Here is a 16,151-nt window from a genome sequence, read left to right as displayed (position 1 = left end):
ATCGCTATCGGTCCTCGCCCGTTCGGCGGTACATTCCCTTCGATTCGGGCCGCGTCTCCTCGAACCCGAATCGGTCGTAGAAGCCGTCGATGTCCGCCATCAAGTTGACGTACGCCCGAGGCGGGGCGTTCTCCTCGAGGTGCGAAACGAGCGCGGCCATCATCGCCGTCCCGAGACCGTTTCCCTGGTGTTCAGGACGGACCGCCAGGTCGCCAATCTGGAAGACCGTCCCGCCGTCACCGACGATTCGCCCCATTCCCACGACCTCCTCATCGGGCCCGTACGCGATGGTCACGCCGTGAAGCGAGTTTGGAAGACCGCGTTCGATTCCCTCGCGCGAGCGAGCCGGAAGTCCGGCGGCGTCGCGAAGGTCGGCGAACTGCTCGGGTGTCGGGAGGTCTTCGCGAAGGTCGTAGGATTCGGGAATGGTACCGAAATCGCTCTCGGCGGTATCACCAGTCATACCGGAAACGAGGATTCCAGCAACCGAAGGAGTGCCGACTTCGACGCGGCGACGACCGGCGACATCGGCCGCCGGTAACGTCGACCGATGAATCCCTCTACCGTCGACCGGTGAGTTTCGAGCCAGACACTATCTCTCTGCGACGGCTCGCTCGAGCGCCGCGACCGCCTCCTCGGGCGTATCGACGGCCTCGACGCCGGGAATTTCGTGGGTGTCGATTCCGACGACCGGGCGGTCGTACACCTGTGCGAAGCCGATTTCCGAGAGGGTACCCGCGCCTCCAGCCAGCGCAACCACGCCGTCGCCGTTCATCGGAACGAGCACGTTTCTGGCGTGGCCCAGCCCCGTCGCGATCGCCGTGTCGACGTACTCGTTCGCGTCGGTTCGGCGATCCGTCGGGAGGATTCCGATCGTCTCGCCGCCTTCGGCTTTCGCGCCGCGACAGACCGCTTCCATCGTCCCGCCGAGACCGCCACAGACGACAACGTGGTCGGCCTGGGCGAGTGCTTTCCCGATTGCAACGGCAATTCGTTCCTCTTCGTCGGTGATGGTCCCGCCACCGATCACACCTACGCGCATACTCGAGTCTTGGCGCCCCGTTGTATGATCGGTTCGGTCTCAGACGAGACGGTCCAAACTGGTCTCGACAGCTCCGACTCGAGCGGGGGCGATCGGACGTTCGGCGAACACCGGTTCGACGATCGGTAAATCGTTCAAATCGACGGGTTTCGACGGATTTAACGCGGGGGACGATGCACCTCTACGTGGTATGACGAAAGTTAGCGTGGTCGGCGCGGCCGGGACGGTCGGGGCCGCCGCAGGCTACAACATCGCGCTTCGGGACGTTGCGGACGAGCTCGTCTTCGTCGACATTCCGGACAAGGAAGACGACACGGTCGGACAGGCCGCCGACGCGAACCACGGCGCGGCCTACGACTCCAATACCGTCATCCGACAGGGCGGGTACGAGGCGACCGAAGGCTCCGACGTCGTCGTCATCACGGCGGGTATTCCACGGCAGCCGGGACAGACTCGCATCGATCTGGCGGGCGACAACGCGCCGATCATGGAGGACATCGGCTCCTCGCTCGCCGAGTACAACGACGACTTCGTCACGATCACGACCTCGAACCCGGTCGACCTGCTCAACCGCCACCTCTACGAAACCGGCGACCGGGCGCGCGAGCAAGTGATCGGCTTCGGCGGTCGACTCGACTCCGCGCGGTTCCGATACGTGATCTCCCAACGCTACGACGTTCCCGTCCAGAACGTCGAGGCGACGATCCTCGGCGAACACGGCGACGCGCAGGTGCCCGTCTTCTCGAAAGTTCGAGTCAACGGCCGGGACCTCGAGTTCACCGCCGACGAAAAGGAAGAACTCCTCTCGGAACTTCAGACCTCGGCGATGAACGTCATCGAGAAGAAAGGTGCGACCGAGTGGGGCCCAGCTACCGGCGTCGGCCACATGGTCGAAGCCGTCCTTCGGGACACCGGAGAAGTGCTTCCCGCGAGCGTCACACTCGAGGGCGAGTTCGGCCAGGAAGACACCGCGTTCGGGGTTCCCGCAAAACTCGGCTCGAACGGAGTCGAAGAGATCGTCGAGTGGGACCTCTCGGAGTTCGAACGTAACGAACTCGGCGAAGCCGCGGAGAAGCTTTCCGAACAGTACGAGAAGATATCCTAACTCGCGTCGACCGTCGCGACCATTTCTCGAGCGGTTCGACTCGAAATCTCCAGTAACGCCTTTCGGCATCGACGATTCTCGATTCTGAATACAGAGATTTTAGCTGAGGAGGCGATCAACTATCTCACCATCGGTGATTTCATAACCATGTGCGAGTATAATACAATTATGACTTCTAAAAACACAAGGTTCACACGCAGAAGATTCAGCGTTCTCGCGGGTGCGGGCGTCGTCGGACTGAGCGGTTGTCTTAGCGGAGACGACGATGACGAGCCGGAAGACGACGAAGAGTCGAGTGACGACGGGGAGCCCGGAGATGACGAGGACTCGGGAGAAGACGGCGAAGTCGATGTCGACGACCAACCCGACAACGCGACCGCGACGTTCGCCACACCCGAGGACGGCGACGCCGTTACGTCGCCGGTCGAAATCGAGGCCAACGTCGACGGAATCGAACTCGCGGAGGCCGGAGACGCCGTCGAGGGCGAGGGTCATCTGCACGTGCTGGTCGATCACGAAGGCTTCGAAGACGGCGATATCATCCCCGGCCCGGGAGACGAGGCCGAAGCAGATGGCATCTACCACTGGGGTGACGGCCGCTCCGACGGAGAGATCGAACTCGAACCCGGCGAGTACGAACTGACCCTCCAGATCGCCGACGGGCCACACCGCGCCTTCGGCGAACCCGACGAGATCACCGTCACGGTCGAAGAGTAAGATCGACCGGAACTGGCCGATCCATTTTCTCACGCGGTTTCTGGTCCGAGTTGCCCGTGGCTTGCGTCCAACTGATTCGGTCAATTCCTGCAGCAGACCAGGCTGTCAATACCCTGTAGACAGCTCCTGAAGCGTCTCGAGAGCGTCTTCAGCCTCGAGTTTGCTCCGTTCGAGGTCGTCGGTCGATTCCGAATCGAGATCGATCCGATCCGCGAGCACGAGCAACGTTTCTAACTGCGTGATCTCGAAGCGTTCGATCGCTTTTCCAGCCACAGTCGCTTCAAAGTCGTCGAGATCGGGGCGTTCGAGGTCGTTACTGATCGCGTCACGATCCTCGATAATCCCCTCGAGCGCGGCCGGTTCTCGACTGGACGGGTCGGCGTTGATCGCCTCGAAAACGTCCTCGACTCGGTTTTGTTGCGCTCGGGTGGCCTCGTGGTGGGCCGAAAAGAAGTCCTCGATGTCCTGGTCCGCCGCGTTCGACGCCAGTTCGGGCTGGAGGTCGTCGAGCGCGTGTTGGACGCCGTAGTATTCCTCGAGCGTCCGTTCGAACAGCTCTCGCTCGCTTTCGATTACCATGGGTTTGGAGAGAACACCGCTCCGACGCAAATAGCTATGACTTTCATATTCAGCCGTCCCGGTCGACCGTGTCCGCCGGCTGAGATCCGATGTCGACCCGGTCAAACGAGCGCCGCTTCATCGCTTTTCGACTCGTGTCTCGAGCGGACCGGGATCGAGCGTCACCCCGAGCGACGGCTCGAGGGTCTCCGAGACCCGGCTGAACTCGACGCGTCGCACCAGCGATGCGAGTGCGAGTTGCAATTCGACCATCGCAAAGCGCATCCCGAGACAGTGACGCGGCCCGCCGCCGAAGGGAAAATACGCGTACTCGGGTCGGTCGGCATCGGCGAGCCAGCGCTCGGGCCGAAACGTCTCGGGATCGGCCCACCACCGCTCGTCGCGGTGGATGCCGTACGCCGAGAGCTGTAGGGTCGTTCCGGACGGAATCCGGTATCCGGCCAACACCGTCTCCGCCCGCGGCTCGCGATAGACGCCCGTTACCGGCGGGTAGAGGCGCATCGCCTCCCTGAGGACGGCTTCGGTGTACTCGAGATCTGCGAGATCGCCGACCGCGGGGTCCCGATCGCCACAGACGGCCTGGAGTTCGGTCTCGAGTTGATCGCGAACGGTCGGATCGTCTGCGAGGAGCCAGCACGCGACCGCGAGCGTGGTCGCGGTCGTCTCGTGACCGGCGAAAAGGAACGTGACGAGTTGATCTCGAATTTCGTCGGGCGAGAGTCGCGATCCGTCCGGGTACTCCGCTCGAGCCAGTACCGAGAGAAGGTCCGCACCCGTCGTGTCAGTCCGGCGGCGCTCCGTGACCAGTTCGGTGACGAGTTCCTCAAGATCGGCCATCGCGGTCTCGTACTCGTTGCCGACGCGATCCGGAACCCACGAGGGCACGACCGAGCCGATCGCGAGTCGTCGGGGCGACGCGTACTCGTTGACTGCGGTCGCCGCCCGCGTGACGACCGCAGCGCGATCGGCGGCGAGCGGCAAGTCGAACAGCGTTCGAGCGAGCACGCGAAGCGTGTACGTCGACAGCTCGTCCCGAAGCGAGACGACATCGCCGTCGTCCCACCCGTCGACGAGCGCGTCCGCCTCCGCGACCATCCCGTCGGCGACGGCGCGGATGCGATCGGGCGTAAACGACGACTGCAACAGGGTGCGCTGTCGACGCCACCGCTCGCCCTCCGTGAACGCGATTCCATCGGGAGCGATGAGTTCGCCGAAATCGGTCTCGAACTCGCCTTTGTCGAACTCGTCCGACCGCGAGACGAGGACGGCCTCCACGACGTGCGGATCGTAGACGAGCGCGAACTCGGTTCCGTAGGCACCATAGGAGACGATATCGCCGTACTCCTTGGCCGACTCGAGGAACGCGAGCGGATCGCGCGCGATCGAGAGCGTGCTCCCGATCAGCGGAAGGCCGCGCGGTCCCGGCGGTCGGTCGGCGCTTGAGGGATTGCTATTGGAGCCATCTATGCTCGAAGAAGTAACGCTCGAGCCATCCGCGTTCGAGTGCTCACCGCTCGAGGAATCTGCCGACGACGACGCTCCGCCGTCGGACCGAAGCGCGTGCAATTCTGGCTCGGACATGGGTGTACGGAGGTCGGGATCGATGGTCGGTGTTCTCCCGAAGCACTGAACTTCTTTATTACGGGGCGTGACTGGCGAGTATGCAATCGACGGATCTGACGCTCCGACTGCCCGAGCGAATGCAGCTTCCGGTTCCCAGGCCCGATTCCGAACTCGAGTTTCACCGCGAGGAGCTGCTCTCCTGGCACGTCGACCCCGAGACCGAACGGGTGCGATTCCTCTCGTTGATCGTCGGCGACCGCGACGCGATCCGCGAGACGGCGGCCGAGATCGGCGTCGTTCACCAGTTCGATATTACGCCCGTCGACGACGACACGTTCTACGGCTACGCCGAGATGGAGCTCCGGGCCGCCGACGAGACGTTGCTGGGTACGTTCGACGACGCAGGCCTCGTGATCGTGCCGCCGATCGTCTACACCGGTCGCGAGAGCGTTCACGTTACCGTCCTCGGCGAACCCGACGCGCTCGCGGGGCTGGTGAGTCGGTTCCCCGACGACGTCGGCGTGGAGGTCGAACGGGTGAGCGATCACCAGCGAAAGGCCGAGACGCTCGCCGGGAGACTGACCGCACGGCAGTTCGAGGCGATGAAGAGAGCTCGAGAGTCGGGCTACTACGACGTTCCTCGGAACGGATCGCTGGCCGAGGTCGCGGCGGCGCTCGAGTGTTCCGAAAGCGCGGCGTCGACGCTCCTGCGGACGGTCGAGTCGAAGCTGGTGGATGCGGCGTTGCGACGATAGCGTACGAGGAGACGGAGCGTCGGGTCGATCAGGGAATCAACTGCTCGCCGTCGTCGTCGTAGATCGCGATCGCGTCGACGGGACAGGTTCGAGCGGCGAATTTGGCATCGAGTTCCGAGCCTTCGGGAACGTCGCGGACGAACATTCCGTCCGTCTCCTCCTCGCTTCCCTCGAGAACCGCTTTTCCCGCGGACTTGTCTTTCGAAAACTCGTCCCATTCGGCGACACACTGGTACATCCCGATACACGTGTCCTCGTCGAACTCGACTTTCATACTCGACGATTCGAGAGTCTCCGACAAACCGCTTCCGGACCGAATTCCGTGGGCGGCAGACAGAGTGATGATTGTTACACACTTGCCCATCAGATTAAAATGAATTCGATACAGGATTAGTATTATAATGTCCAAGAAGGAAACATCGCAGAAAGGCGGTAGCACAGAACGGGGCCACTCGCGTCGACGAATCGTCGTGGCGGGTGCGGGACTCGCTGGTACCGGCGTTCTGGCGGCCGGATTTCAGATCCAGACCGCTCGCTCGCAGGACGAACCACCGAGCGGAACGGGACAAGACGTCTACGCGGACGGCTGCGACGACGTCGACCACTGGGAACTCGACCTCGAGGAGGCAGACGAGAGCTGGAGTGCGCGTTCGAGTCCGAATAGATACTGTTCGGTTCCGTGCACGCTCACCGAAAACGACGAACTGGCCATCGGACAACAGGTCCGTGTCGGAAGCGGCGACGACGCCGACGAGTTCGAAAACGCGGTCTACACCGTCGCGTCGGAGCACGAAGACGACACGCTTCGGTTAACGCCGAGCGGTCTCGATCGAATCGGAACGAGCGACTCGGCGACGGCGACGGTCGGTTCCCAGGCGGTCCACCCGAGTTACGATACCCGACAAGGTGGAGAACTGAACGACGAGTACATCGAGTACGTCCTCGAAGCGGACCAGAATAATGGTAGCGACGACGTCATCGTGATCGCTCCCCACGGCGGCTACATCGAATACGGGACGGACTTTCAGGCCGATCGAGTCGTCGAGGAATTCGGTGCGACGGGCTGGGTCTGTTCGGGATTCAACGAGGGTGGCGGCGCGTTTACTCGCTGGCACAGCTACTCGACGGAAATTCACCCGGAGTCGTTTCCCGAACTCGAGTCGCTTCTCGAGCGAAGTTTCGATTGGGGGGTCGCGTTCCACGGGTACTCGAACGACGGGATCCTCGTCGGCGGTACCGCAGACGACGACCAAAAGGAGATCGTGACCGACGCGATCTCCGAACAGGTCCCCGATCGAACGGTTAGCGTAGTCGAACGCGACGCCACGGAGTACACCGGGGCGAACCCCAATAACGTGCTCAATCAACTCGCGCCGGTCGGACAGACGATCCAGCTCGAGCAACCGACCGACGTCAGACAGGAAGAGTGGGCGTCGGTGGCCGACGGCGTCGCCGAAGCGCTTGAGGAGATCACCGAGTAGTTCCGCCGGCGCTCACACCGAGACGATACTTTAAACCGCGAGACGGCACAAGAGCGAGTAATGAACGTCGAGGAGCTGTCGGGGCTCCCGCCGGGGGCACTCGAGCACTTTCGGGACGAAGGAATCGAGGAGCTGTACCCGCCCCAGGCCGAGTCCGTCGACGCGGGAATTCTCGAGGGGGAGAGCCTCGTCGCCGCCGTGCCGACCGCGAGCGGAAAGACGATGATCGCCGCCCTCTCGATGCTCTCTGCGGTCCAGCGCGGGGGAAAGGCGCTCTACATCGTCCCGCTCCGCGCCCTGGCCAGCGAGAAGAAGGCGGAGTTCGACGCCTACGAGAAGTTCGGCGTGACGACCGGCGTCACGACGGGAAACTACGAGTCGACCGACGAGTGGCTCGCCTCGAAGGACCTGATCGTCGCGACCAGCGAGAAGGTCGACTCGCTCGTCCGAAACGGCGCGGATTGGCTCTCGGATCTCACCTGCGTCGTCAGCGACGAAGTCCACCTGATCGACGATCGGAATCGCGGACCCACCCTTGAGGTGACCCTCGCGAAGCTCCGGGAGCTCAACCCCGGATTGCAGACGGTCGCGCTCTCGGCGACGGTCGGCAACGCGGACGAGATCGCAGACTGGCTCGAGGCCGACCTCGTCGACACCGACTGGCGACCGATCGACCTCCAGATGGGCGTCCACTACGGCAACGCACTCGAGTTCGACGACGGCTCGACGCGGGAGGTTCCCGTCGAAGGATCCGAAAAGCAGGAGGCCGCCCTCGTCCGGGACATTCTACAGGAAGGCGGCTCTTCGCTCGTCTTCGTTAGCTCGCGTCGAAACGCCGAAGCCGCCGCACGGCGACTCTCGCAGGTCTCGAAACCGGAACTCACCGAGGAAGAACGCGCCGAACTTTCGGAACTCGCCGACAACATCCGGGACGTTAGCGACACCGAGACGAGCAAAGACCTCGCAGACTGCGTCGAGCGCGGGGCCGCGTTTCATCACGCGGGACTCGCAAGCGAACACCGAACGATCGTCGAGGACGCCTTTCGCGACCGCCTGCTCAAGATGATCTCCGCGACGCCGACGCTCGCCGCCGGCGTCAACACGCCAGCCCGGCGCGTGATCGTCCGCGACTGGCGACGGTTCGACCCGACCGCAGGCGGTATGTCGCCGCTCGACGTCCTCGAGGTCCACCAGATGATGGGGCGAGCCGGACGACCGGGACTCGATCCCTACGGCGAAGCCGTCCTGCTCGCGAACAGCCACGACGAGCGCCAGGAGCTGTTCGACCGATACGTCTGGGGCGATCCCGAGCCCGTTCGATCCAAGCTCGCCGCCGAACCCGCGCTCCGAACGCACGTCCTTGCGACTATCGCCTCCGGATTCGCTCGAACCCGTAACGGGCTGCTCGAGTTCATGCAGGCGACCCTCTACGCGAGCCAATCGAGCGAAGGGAGTCGACTCGAGTCGGTCACGGACGACGTGCTCGAGTATCTCGAGTCGAACGACTTCATCGAACGCGAGGGCGGAGCGACGACGGCAGGAACGGGGGCAACGACGACCGACCAGCAAGCAGAACCCGGTGCCGACGCGTTCGTTTCCGCCGCGGAGCTCACGGACGACGATTCGGGTTCCGAAACCGCTACCGGAGAGGGTTCCGGCAACGAGGTCGAACTCACCGCCACCAGCCTCGGCCACACCGTCTCGAGGCTCTATCTCGATCCGATGACCGCCGCCGAAATCGTCTACGGGCTCGAGTCGGCCGACGACCGGCCGACGGCGCTCGGGCTCTACCAGCTGATCTCGAGAACGCCGGACATGTACGAACTGTACCTCCGTTCCGGCGAGAACGAGACCTTCGGTGAACTCTTCTACAAGCGCGAAACCGAACTGCTCGGCGACGCGCCGAGCGAGTACGAGGACGGCCGATTCGAGGACTGGCTCGCCTCGCTGAAGACGGGCAAACTGCTCGAGGACTGGGCCGAGGAACGCGACGAGGAGTGGCTCACCGACGAGTACAAGATCGGGCCGGGCGACCTCCGCGGGAAGGTCGATACCGCCGAATGGCTCCTGGGTGCGGCCGAATCGCTCGCGAACGAAATCGGGAGCGAGTGGACCGTTGCAGTTCGAGAGGCACGCGCCCGCGTCGAACACGGGGTCGGCGAGGAGCTCCTCGAGTTAGTTTCGGTTCGGGGTGTCGGTCGAAAACGCGCTCGACAGCTCCACGACGTCGGCATCGAAGGCCCCGCGGACCTCCGAAACGCCGACAAGGGAGTCGTCCTCGCGGTGTTAAAAGGGGAGAAGACGGCCGAAAACATCCTCGAGAACGCTGGTCGCGAGGACCCGTCGATGGACGGCGTCGAGCCGCGAACGGATCTCGAAGGCGTCGAGGTGACGACGAGCGCGGGGAGCACCCGAGCCGGGACGGCGGACGAAAACGGCGGAGCGGACGAAACCGACGACGATCAGGCCAGCCTGGGTGATTTCTAATGGAGCTACTCGAGGGGCGACTCGAACTCGAGGATCTGGACGCGTTCGTCGCTCGGGTTGGCGAGTTGGGCGATCGACACGGAGTCACGATTCAGGCGTTCGACGCGAACTATATCGCGGGCGAACGCCACCTCGAGCGAGCCGTCGAATTGGCCGACCGCGCGATCGTGCGCGGCGAGAACGTCGCCCGCGATCGAGCCGTCGAAATCCTGCTGTACGCCGCCGGACGCAGGCAGATCGATCGAGCGCTCGAGATGGGTGTAAGCGAGGGAGAGAACCGCGTTGTCGTACTCTTTGATGCCGGCGACAACGGCGAGGCCGGCGGAGACGGCGGCGAAACGCGGACCCGCGAAGCGGTAATCGAAACAGAGCAGTTCGATCCCGAGCCGACCCTCGAGAGCGCGGACGAAGAGACGCTCCACTCGTACTTCGACGTTACGTCGGCCGAACGCGAGGCAACCGACGCGAGCCTCGAAGACCTCGTCTGCGAGCGAGTCGCGTTACTCGAGGTCGAGAAATAACACGGACCACAAGCTCCAACTCAGGTGCGAACGAGCACTACGTTCTTGGTTATACCGCCTGAATTCAGCCCATGGCCACCCTCGAGGATCCGATCGAAATCGGAGACGTCACCGTTCCGAACCGGCTCTATCGCGCTCCGTTACTCGAGTGTGCCGGAAACGGTTCCGACGCCGTCGACACCCTGATCGAGGATCTCGAACCCGCAGCGGAATCGGGAGTCGGGCTCATCTGCCAGGGGGCGACCATCGTTCGCGGCGAGGGCGGCTGTGCCGCGCCGGGGATGACTCGCGTCCACGATCCCGATTTCGTGTCTCGATTATCGCGACTCACCGAGCGGATTCACGACCACGGAAGTCGGATCTTCGTCCAACTCGAGCACGGCGGCCTCCGGAGTATGGAGACCTGGCACGCCGAGTACCGCGCGGAAAATCCGGATCTCGAGCAACTCGCCGTATCGAAGCCGCCGTGGCAGTTGCGAGTGCTCGATCGGCTCGGGTTTCTCTCGTGTGACCCTCACGTGCTGACGACCGAGGAAGTGTACGAACTGGCCGCGGACTTCGGCAGGTCTGCGAACTACTGTATCGAAACGGGCTACGACGGCATCCACCTCGCGGGAGCCAACATGGGGATTATCCAGCAGTTTCTCTCGCCGTTCTACAACCGGCGAGAGGACGAGTTCGGCGGAAGCCCCGAGGCTCGCCTCGAGTTTCTCGCGTTGGTTCACGACGAAATTCGCGACCGGGCGGGGGACGTTCCGCTGATCACCAAAGTGCCCGCCGAAACGGCGGCGCCGCCGTGGCCGGTCGTCCGTCGGACCCTCTCGCTCGAGGACGGTATCGAAACCTGCCGTCGACTCGAGAAAATCGGCTACGACGCCGTCGTTCCCGTTAACGGGTCGGTCGTCTGGGACATGAGCATCGTTCGAGGCGAGTATCCCGACCGAGCGTGGGCGAACGAAGCGATGGTCGAGGGGTACGACGCGGCTTTCGGCGGACCGAATCGCCGACGGCTCGTCGCCGCGGCGAACTGGATACAATCGCTACAGTACGATTTCGAATCGGCCTGGAACGAAGGATTCTGTCGACGGGTTCGCGACGAGATTTCGATCCCGGTACTCGCCGAGGGCGGGATACGGGAACGCGGCGAGATGGATCGGCTGCTCGGCGACTCGAGCGCGCGGACTGCAGCCGAAAAGACCGCCCCGACGCGGGCGGCTGACATGGTCGGCATGGCCCGCCCGTTCTACGCCGAACCGAAACTGGGTGCGCGACTGCTCGAGCCCGAATCGACGGAGACGCGGGTGCTATGTGAGAGTTGTAACAACTGTACGGTACCCCAAGTGACCGGCGCACCAGGCATCTGTCGAACGCCCGCCGTGCTCAGCGAACGCGGCGAACTCGAGCGCGCCGGCGCGTACGACCGAGGGAAGAAAAATTAGCTGTCGGCCGTAACCGGTTCGTCCGTGAACTCCTCGAGGGTGCCCTCGACGGTGTAGTCGGGTGCCTCGACGATCAGTTCCGACTCTTCGGACAGGCCTGGGAACCTGATTTCGGTCTTGTACGTCCCGTCACCGTCGATGGCGGCGACCTCGTAGTTACCTCCGTTGGGGGTGGAAATGTGGACGTAGGCCCCCTCGTAAACCGGATCGGACTCGCCTTCGATTTCGTGGGTTTCGACGTCGGCATCAGCCTCGTTGTGTTCGGTCGGATACCCCGCTTGTTCCCACCCAACGTAGCCTTCATCGATGGCGTAGACGTCCTCGAATCCGTCAGCCTTGAGTTGGGCTCCGCGTTGGACGGCAAGCGAGTGCGGACAGTCACAGTAGGTCACGACCCGCGTGTCGGTCGACCAGTCGTCGGTCGGGTCGTTCCCTTCGGTATCGATTCCCGGACTCAAGACGGCTCCGGGGATGTGTCCGGCATCGTACTGCCTCGCGCCGCGCGTGTCGACGAATCTCGCCTCGTCGTTTTCGAACCACTCGTGGACGTCCTCAGCGGGGGCGAGCGGGATCGTCTCTCCTTCGAAGCTGTCGGTTTCGTACTCGGATTCGTCGTCGTTGTCCGTCTCGCCGCCGGTGCCGAGGTCGTCGACACAGCCTGCGGTGAGTGCGAGGGATCCGCTCCCGACGACAGCGAGAAGCGACCGTCTGTTCATATCGATTCGTACGAAATGAATTTAAATAGTTCTTCCGGTGGATCGTAACCCGGCACAGACCCCCTCGTTTCGACTGGAGAATGGGAGACTGGATCGGACGACTGCTCGAGGTGAAATGTGGAAAAGTAGTCCCGGAAGGATTCGAACCTTCGTCTCGGCCCCCAGAAGGCAGAAGGATTGGCCACTACCCTACGGGACTTCATCCGGACAAAAGGTGGTCGATCACAAAACCTTATCGCTTTTTGTCGGCCACAGGCCGTTTGTAGTGTTCCTTACGGTGACAGTTAGCACAGAGAAGTATGCACTTCCCGATCTCCTCTTTTACTCGGTTCTTGCTATATCCGTACGTAATCATATGTGAAATCGTCATCTCTTTTTCATCCCCATCGAGATGGTGAAAATCGAGACACGCCGGATCGGTTTCCGAACACTGCTGACAGCCATTTGATTCGCGTTTATACTCGTACACCCAGACTCGAATTCCTTTGCGGCGTTCAAGCGTCCGTTGAGAATTGCGTTCGACGTTTCGATAGTGCCAGCGCTGATCAACCGTAAGCTCCTCCCACACCATCCCGTCGGGTAACTCGAGTTCGTCTGGTTTCGGCTCGACTCGAGAACCACCCGAAGGGTACGTCTCGAGCCCGGCAGCCGCTTTTGCCTCGTTCCAACTTCCGAGCGTCCGGATAATGGTGGCAGAGGCTGGCGTCCAGCCTAACTTCTCGTACTGGGCTTTCGAGGGCGATTCCCCGAGTTCCTCCGAAGCCCGTCGCAACGCCGTGAGACAGTCCTCGACAGTCGTCACGGACGGTTTGGTCCCGTTATCATACATAAACGATCGGGCCCGGTTGTCACTCGAGAAGTCCCGGGGAAACCCAAACAGGTACCAATGAGTGAATCCGATAGCGGTCGACTGGTTCACTCATCAGTCGACGCTTGGAGCGGTACTCGCTCGATCGGGTTCGAGATTCGACTATCACTCGAGAGAATGTAGTTGGGACAGGAACGTAATCGAGGCCGAACCGATACCCCTTTTCCGCTCTCTATCTATCCCCGAGTATGTACGTTGGACGCTTCGTCGTCGTCGGCCCCGATGTGGGAGCCTACCGCGTCTCCTCGCGGTCGTTCCCGAACCGAAAGATCACCGCTCGAGAGGACGCCTTGACCGTCGGACCGACCGAAGACGCGCCGGAGACGGACAATCCCTACGTCGCGTACAACTGTCTCCGCGTCGTCGAAACGCCGTCCGGAGAGACCGCCGCCTTCGGAAACGGCTCGCACGTCGATCCGATCGCGGAGAAACTCGAGCGGGGCTATCCCACGCGGGACGCGCTCGCGACGAGTTTGCTCGCGCTCGACTACGAAAAGGACGACTACGATACGCCGCGGATCGCCGCGACGATCGGCGTGGACGGCGAGGCGCTGATTGCCACCGTTCGAAAGGATTCGCTCATCGTCAAAACCGTCGAGGAGCCGACGCTCGTGGCGACCTACGAGACGGACACTCCCGGAGCGTTCGAGTTCGAAGCCGCAAACGCCGAGGAGGCCGCAAGCGAGGCCTACGATCTCGAGTTCGAACACGCCGTCTGTGCGGCGGGCGTCGCCCGAACCGAAAACGGATTCGAAACGGCGATCGAGAACGGCGACTGATCGCCGACGCTATTTTTCGGCGGGTACGTCGAACCACCACCGAACCGCAGGAAGCTACAAACGCCTCGAGCGAGTTGTGTCCCCCATGAACGTCGGCCTCATTTCCGACATCCACGGCAACCGAATCGCCCTCAAGGCCGTCCTCGAGGACATGCCGCCGGTCGACGAACTGGTGTGTGCCGGTGACATTGTCGGCTACAATCCGTGGCCGGCCGAGTGCGTCGAAGCCCTCCGAGAGGGTGCGATGTTGAGCGCCGTCGGAACGCGGACGGGAGAGCCGCGGGATCGCGACGTACCGACGGTGCTCGGAAACCACGACGCCGCCGTCGTCGAAGGGACATCGTTTCGATTCAACGGCATGGCGCGCGCCGGCGTCGAACACGCACAATCGGAACTGACGGACGACCAGCGCGACTGGCTCGGGTCCCTGCCCGAGGAACGCGTCGAATTCGACGGGCGAGTAAAGCTGATCCACGGCCACCCCGACGATCCGGATCGGTACACCCGCCCGGAGGACTTCTCGCCGCGACTGCTCGAGGACGAAGATATTCTCGTGCTCGGCCACACCCACGTCCAGCACGTCGAGACGTATTCGGAAGGAATCGTCGTCAACCCGGGCAGCGTCGGACAGCCTCGAGACGGCGACCGGCGGGCGGGGTACGCCGTCGCGGATCTCGATGCAATGACCGTCGAAACCCATCGCATCGAGTACGACGTCGAGAGCGTGCAGGAAGCCGTCGACGCGGCCGGGCTCCCCGAGCGTATCGGAACGCGGCTCGCTCGAGGGAAGTGATGTAACGAGCCTCGAAGCGGTGGAACGCTCGACCAGGGCGACCTCGAAGGGGTTTTCACGAAGCCGTTCGTGAGGTGGTGATATGGTAAGCACCTGCCACACCGGCCGTATCGACAGGAATCGACGGCGAGCGACTGTGGCACGGTGTTGTGGTCGATCCGATCGCGGGGGTCGACTCGGACGGAGGGAGCGGTTTGCTCGCGTACGACCGAATCGGGCGTCGAACGAGGGCAGATGATCGGTCGAATACGCGAGGACGCGCTCACGATGTGTAATCGCGACCCCGCCGCAACCGGCTGTCTCGAGGTCGTGCTCTGTTACTCCGGATTGCACGCCGTCTGGGCGCACCGGATCAATCACCGGCTCTGGAATCTAGGTTTCGAGCTTCTCGCTCGAGTAATCTCGCAGTTCGTCCGGTTCCTGACGGGCGTCGAAATCCACCCTGGCGCATCGATCGGACGGCGCGTAACGATCGATCACGGAATGGGCGTCGTCATCGGCGAAACGGCCGAAATCGGCGACGACGTGCACATGTATCACGGCGTCACCCTCGGCGGGGACACGAACGAACCCGTCAAACGACATCCAACCCTCGAGGACGGGGTCCAGGTCGGCGCGAACGCGACGCTGTTGGGCGACATTACGATCGGGAAGAACGCGGCGGTCGGCGCCGGGTCGGTCGTGACGGGCGACGTGGACCCGGAGACGACCGTCGTCGGTGTTCCCGCCGAGCCCGTCGACTGATCGAGTACGCGACGAGAGAGGAGCGTCGAAATCGATACTCGAGAAGGGTGGAGGCCGATGATCACTCTTGGTCGTTGTCCACCGTCCCCTCCGATCCCGGCGGCGTCCCTTCGCCCGTCACGCCGTCGTCTTCCTCGAGATCGACGTCTGTCTCGTCGGCGTAGTCGCCGGCGGCGTCGGAACCGCTGTCGTCAGCATCCGTTCTTTCATTGACGGCGTCGTCGGTCGTTTCCGTATCGGAGGTGTACGCGAGTTCTAATGTGAGCTTCGCCGTACAGTCCATGCGCCCCTCGTCGAGTTCGGTCTCTTCTTCGTGTTGATCGAGGTACGCGTTGCAGCGGTTGTGCTCGACGACGTTCATCAGCGTCGCCGCCGAGCCACACTCCGGACAGTCGATGTAGTAGTTCCCGTCGTCGTTCTGGTGCCAGGCGTCCGGCTCGAGTTCCATCCGGGCGACACCCGACTGATCGCTCATGGAGACTGATAGGACGGTGAGACGGGTAAATACGAACCCGGCGAATGCAACCCGCTCGAGGGTCGACCACCCGGTGGCGGTAGAGGG

At 62.9% G+C, this 16,151-nt stretch carries 18 protein-coding genes and 1 tRNA gene; 10 read left to right on the top strand and 9 right to left on the bottom strand.

What is annotated here, in order from left to right:
• Positions 1-4: 4 nt before the first annotated feature.
• Together ACZ5C7_RS07925 and ACZ5C7_RS07920 are read right to left on the bottom strand one after the other, a co-directional pair.
• Positions 5-463 carry a GNAT family N-acetyltransferase gene (locus ACZ5C7_RS07925; RefSeq protein ID WP_464375792.1) on the bottom strand — a complete coding sequence of 153 codons (459 nt, stop codon included), beginning with the start codon at positions 461-463 and terminating at the stop codon, positions 5-7.
• Positions 464-592: 129 nt separating this feature from the next.
• Positions 593-1,042 (bottom strand): TIGR00725 family protein, encoded by a 450-nt coding sequence (locus ACZ5C7_RS07920; protein WP_464375791.1) that lies wholly within the window; start codon positions 1,040-1,042, stop codon positions 593-595.
• A gap of 190 nt (positions 1,043-1,232) precedes the next feature.
• Between ACZ5C7_RS07920 and mdh the strand changes: the two genes are divergently transcribed.
• Together mdh and ACZ5C7_RS07910 are read left to right on the top strand one after the other, a co-directional pair.
• Positions 1,233-2,147 (top strand): malate dehydrogenase, encoded by a 915-nt coding sequence (mdh, locus tag ACZ5C7_RS07915; RefSeq protein WP_464375790.1) that lies wholly within the window; start codon positions 1,233-1,235, stop codon positions 2,145-2,147.
• 168 nt (positions 2,148-2,315) lie between these two features.
• Entirely contained in the window at positions 2,316-2,864 is a 549-nt protein-coding gene (locus ACZ5C7_RS07910) for a DUF4399 domain-containing protein (RefSeq protein ID WP_464375789.1), read from the top strand.
• Between the two features lie 105 nt (positions 2,865-2,969).
• Here ACZ5C7_RS07910 and ACZ5C7_RS07905 read toward each other — a convergent pair whose 3' ends face one another.
• Both ACZ5C7_RS07905 and ACZ5C7_RS07900 read right to left on the bottom strand, forming a co-directional pair.
• Positions 2,970-3,443, bottom strand: a complete 474-nt coding sequence (locus tag ACZ5C7_RS07905; protein WP_464375788.1) for a YciE/YciF ferroxidase family protein — start codon at positions 3,441-3,443, stop codon at positions 2,970-2,972.
• 117 nt (positions 3,444-3,560) lie between these two features.
• Complete coding sequence (locus ACZ5C7_RS07900) at positions 3,561-5,024, bottom strand: cytochrome P450 (RefSeq protein WP_464375787.1); 1,464 nt, start codon at positions 5,022-5,024, stop codon at positions 3,561-3,563.
• 80 nt (positions 5,025-5,104) lie between these two features.
• Between ACZ5C7_RS07900 and ACZ5C7_RS07895 the strand changes: the two genes are divergently transcribed.
• Complete coding sequence (locus ACZ5C7_RS07895; protein WP_464375786.1) at positions 5,105-5,761, top strand: helix-turn-helix domain-containing protein; 657 nt, start codon at positions 5,105-5,107, stop codon at positions 5,759-5,761.
• Between the two features lie 28 nt (positions 5,762-5,789).
• Here the strand turns inward: ACZ5C7_RS07895 and ACZ5C7_RS07890 are convergent, their stop codons facing one another.
• On the bottom strand, positions 5,790-6,035 hold the full coding sequence (locus tag ACZ5C7_RS07890) for a ferredoxin (RefSeq protein ID WP_464375785.1): 246 nt from the start codon (positions 6,033-6,035) through the stop codon (positions 5,790-5,792).
• Between the two features lie 127 nt (positions 6,036-6,162).
• Here ACZ5C7_RS07890 and ACZ5C7_RS07885 point away from each other — a divergent pair, with 127 nt between their 5' ends.
• The 4 genes from ACZ5C7_RS07885 (at position 6,163) to ACZ5C7_RS07870 (ending at position 11,689) form a co-directional block, all read left to right on the top strand.
• Positions 6,163-7,242 (top strand): poly-gamma-glutamate hydrolase family protein, encoded by a 1,080-nt coding sequence (locus ACZ5C7_RS07885; protein WP_464375784.1) that lies wholly within the window; start codon positions 6,163-6,165, stop codon positions 7,240-7,242.
• 60 nt (positions 7,243-7,302) lie between these two features.
• Positions 7,303-9,729, top strand: coding sequence for an ATP-dependent DNA helicase (locus ACZ5C7_RS07880; RefSeq protein ID WP_464375783.1), 2,427 nt, complete (start codon positions 7,303-7,305; stop codon positions 9,727-9,729).
• Positions 9,729-10,250 carry a KEOPS complex subunit Cgi121 gene (gene cgi121 / locus ACZ5C7_RS07875; RefSeq protein WP_464375782.1) on the top strand — a complete coding sequence of 174 codons (522 nt, stop codon included), beginning with the start codon at positions 9,729-9,731 and terminating at the stop codon, positions 10,248-10,250. Before ACZ5C7_RS07880 ends, cgi121 begins: the two co-directional genes overlap by 1 nt.
• Positions 10,251-10,321: 71 nt before the next feature.
• Positions 10,322-11,689, top strand: a complete 1,368-nt coding sequence (locus ACZ5C7_RS07870; protein ID WP_464375781.1) for an oxidoreductase — start codon at positions 10,322-10,324, stop codon at positions 11,687-11,689.
• On the opposite strand, the gene ACZ5C7_RS07865 is transcribed toward ACZ5C7_RS07870, so the two are convergent.
• The 3 genes from ACZ5C7_RS07865 to ACZ5C7_RS07855 form a co-directional block, all read right to left on the bottom strand.
• Complete coding sequence (locus ACZ5C7_RS07865; RefSeq protein WP_464375780.1) at positions 11,686-12,405, bottom strand: rhodanese-like domain-containing protein; 720 nt, start codon at positions 12,403-12,405, stop codon at positions 11,686-11,688. The genes ACZ5C7_RS07870 and ACZ5C7_RS07865 overlap by 4 nt on opposite strands.
• A gap of 126 nt (positions 12,406-12,531) precedes the next feature.
• Positions 12,532-12,604, bottom strand: a tRNA-Gln gene (locus ACZ5C7_RS07860).
• Positions 12,605-12,637: 33 nt separating this feature from the next.
• The gene (locus ACZ5C7_RS07855; protein ID WP_464375779.1) at positions 12,638-13,207 is read right to left on the bottom strand and encodes a homing endonuclease associated repeat-containing protein; all 570 of its coding nucleotides are present in this window, start codon (positions 13,205-13,207) and stop codon (positions 12,638-12,640) included.
• Positions 13,208-13,461: 254 nt separating this feature from the next.
• On the opposite strand from ACZ5C7_RS07855, the gene ACZ5C7_RS07850 reads away from it, so the two are divergent.
• From ACZ5C7_RS07850 to cysE, 3 genes are all read left to right on the top strand, one after another.
• Positions 13,462-14,052, top strand: a complete 591-nt coding sequence (locus ACZ5C7_RS07850) for an IMP cyclohydrolase (protein WP_464375778.1) — start codon at positions 13,462-13,464, stop codon at positions 14,050-14,052.
• A gap of 85 nt (positions 14,053-14,137) precedes the next feature.
• Positions 14,138-14,845: a metallophosphoesterase family protein gene (locus ACZ5C7_RS07845; protein ID WP_464375777.1), complete on the top strand. Its 708-nt coding sequence runs from the start codon at positions 14,138-14,140 to the stop codon at positions 14,843-14,845.
• Between the two features lie 234 nt (positions 14,846-15,079).
• Positions 15,080-15,589, top strand: coding sequence for a serine O-acetyltransferase (gene cysE, locus ACZ5C7_RS07840; protein WP_464375776.1), 510 nt, complete (start codon positions 15,080-15,082; stop codon positions 15,587-15,589).
• Between the two features lie 61 nt (positions 15,590-15,650).
• On the opposite strand, the gene ACZ5C7_RS07835 is transcribed toward cysE, so the two are convergent.
• Positions 15,651-16,064: a hypothetical protein gene (locus ACZ5C7_RS07835; protein ID WP_464375775.1), complete on the bottom strand. Its 414-nt coding sequence runs from the start codon at positions 16,062-16,064 to the stop codon at positions 15,651-15,653.
• Positions 16,065-16,151 lie beyond the last annotated feature (87 nt).

This window comes from Halostagnicola alkaliphila, assembly GCF_055379965.1.
The sequence above is the reverse complement of the archived record's forward strand: the minus strand, read 5'-3'. Positions and strand labels throughout refer to the sequence as shown.

Coding starts and splice junctions, on each gene's coding strand:
- ACZ5C7_RS07925 (WP_464375792.1), bottom strand. CDS start 463: ATGACTGGTGATACCGCCGAGAGCGATTTCGGTACCATTCCCGAATCC.
- ACZ5C7_RS07920 (WP_464375791.1), bottom strand. CDS start 1,042: ATGCGCGTAGGTGTGATCGGTGGCGGGACCATCACCGACGAAGAGGAA.
- mdh (WP_464375790.1), top strand. CDS start 1,233: ATGACGAAAGTTAGCGTGGTCGGCGCGGCCGGGACGGTCGGGGCCGCC.
- ACZ5C7_RS07910 (WP_464375789.1), top strand. CDS start 2,316: ATGACTTCTAAAAACACAAGGTTCACACGCAGAAGATTCAGCGTTCTC.
- ACZ5C7_RS07905 (WP_464375788.1), bottom strand. CDS start 3,443: ATGGTAATCGAAAGCGAGCGAGAGCTGTTCGAACGGACGCTCGAGGAA.
- ACZ5C7_RS07900 (WP_464375787.1), bottom strand. CDS start 5,024: ATGTCCGAGCCAGAATTGCACGCGCTTCGGTCCGACGGCGGAGCGTCG.
- ACZ5C7_RS07895 (WP_464375786.1), top strand. CDS start 5,105: ATGCAATCGACGGATCTGACGCTCCGACTGCCCGAGCGAATGCAGCTT.
- ACZ5C7_RS07890 (WP_464375785.1), bottom strand. CDS start 6,035: ATGAAAGTCGAGTTCGACGAGGACACGTGTATCGGGATGTACCAGTGT.
- ACZ5C7_RS07885 (WP_464375784.1), top strand. CDS start 6,163: ATGTCCAAGAAGGAAACATCGCAGAAAGGCGGTAGCACAGAACGGGGC.
- ACZ5C7_RS07880 (WP_464375783.1), top strand. CDS start 7,303: ATGAACGTCGAGGAGCTGTCGGGGCTCCCGCCGGGGGCACTCGAGCAC.
- cgi121 (WP_464375782.1), top strand. CDS start 9,729: ATGGAGCTACTCGAGGGGCGACTCGAACTCGAGGATCTGGACGCGTTC.
- ACZ5C7_RS07870 (WP_464375781.1), top strand. CDS start 10,322: ATGGCCACCCTCGAGGATCCGATCGAAATCGGAGACGTCACCGTTCCG.
- ACZ5C7_RS07865 (WP_464375780.1), bottom strand. CDS start 12,405: ATGAACAGACGGTCGCTTCTCGCTGTCGTCGGGAGCGGATCCCTCGCA.
- ACZ5C7_RS07850 (WP_464375778.1), top strand. CDS start 13,462: ATGTACGTTGGACGCTTCGTCGTCGTCGGCCCCGATGTGGGAGCCTAC.
- ACZ5C7_RS07845 (WP_464375777.1), top strand. CDS start 14,138: ATGAACGTCGGCCTCATTTCCGACATCCACGGCAACCGAATCGCCCTC.
- cysE (WP_464375776.1), top strand. CDS start 15,080: ATGATCGGTCGAATACGCGAGGACGCGCTCACGATGTGTAATCGCGAC.
- ACZ5C7_RS07835 (WP_464375775.1), bottom strand. CDS start 16,064: ATGAGCGATCAGTCGGGTGTCGCCCGGATGGAACTCGAGCCGGACGCC.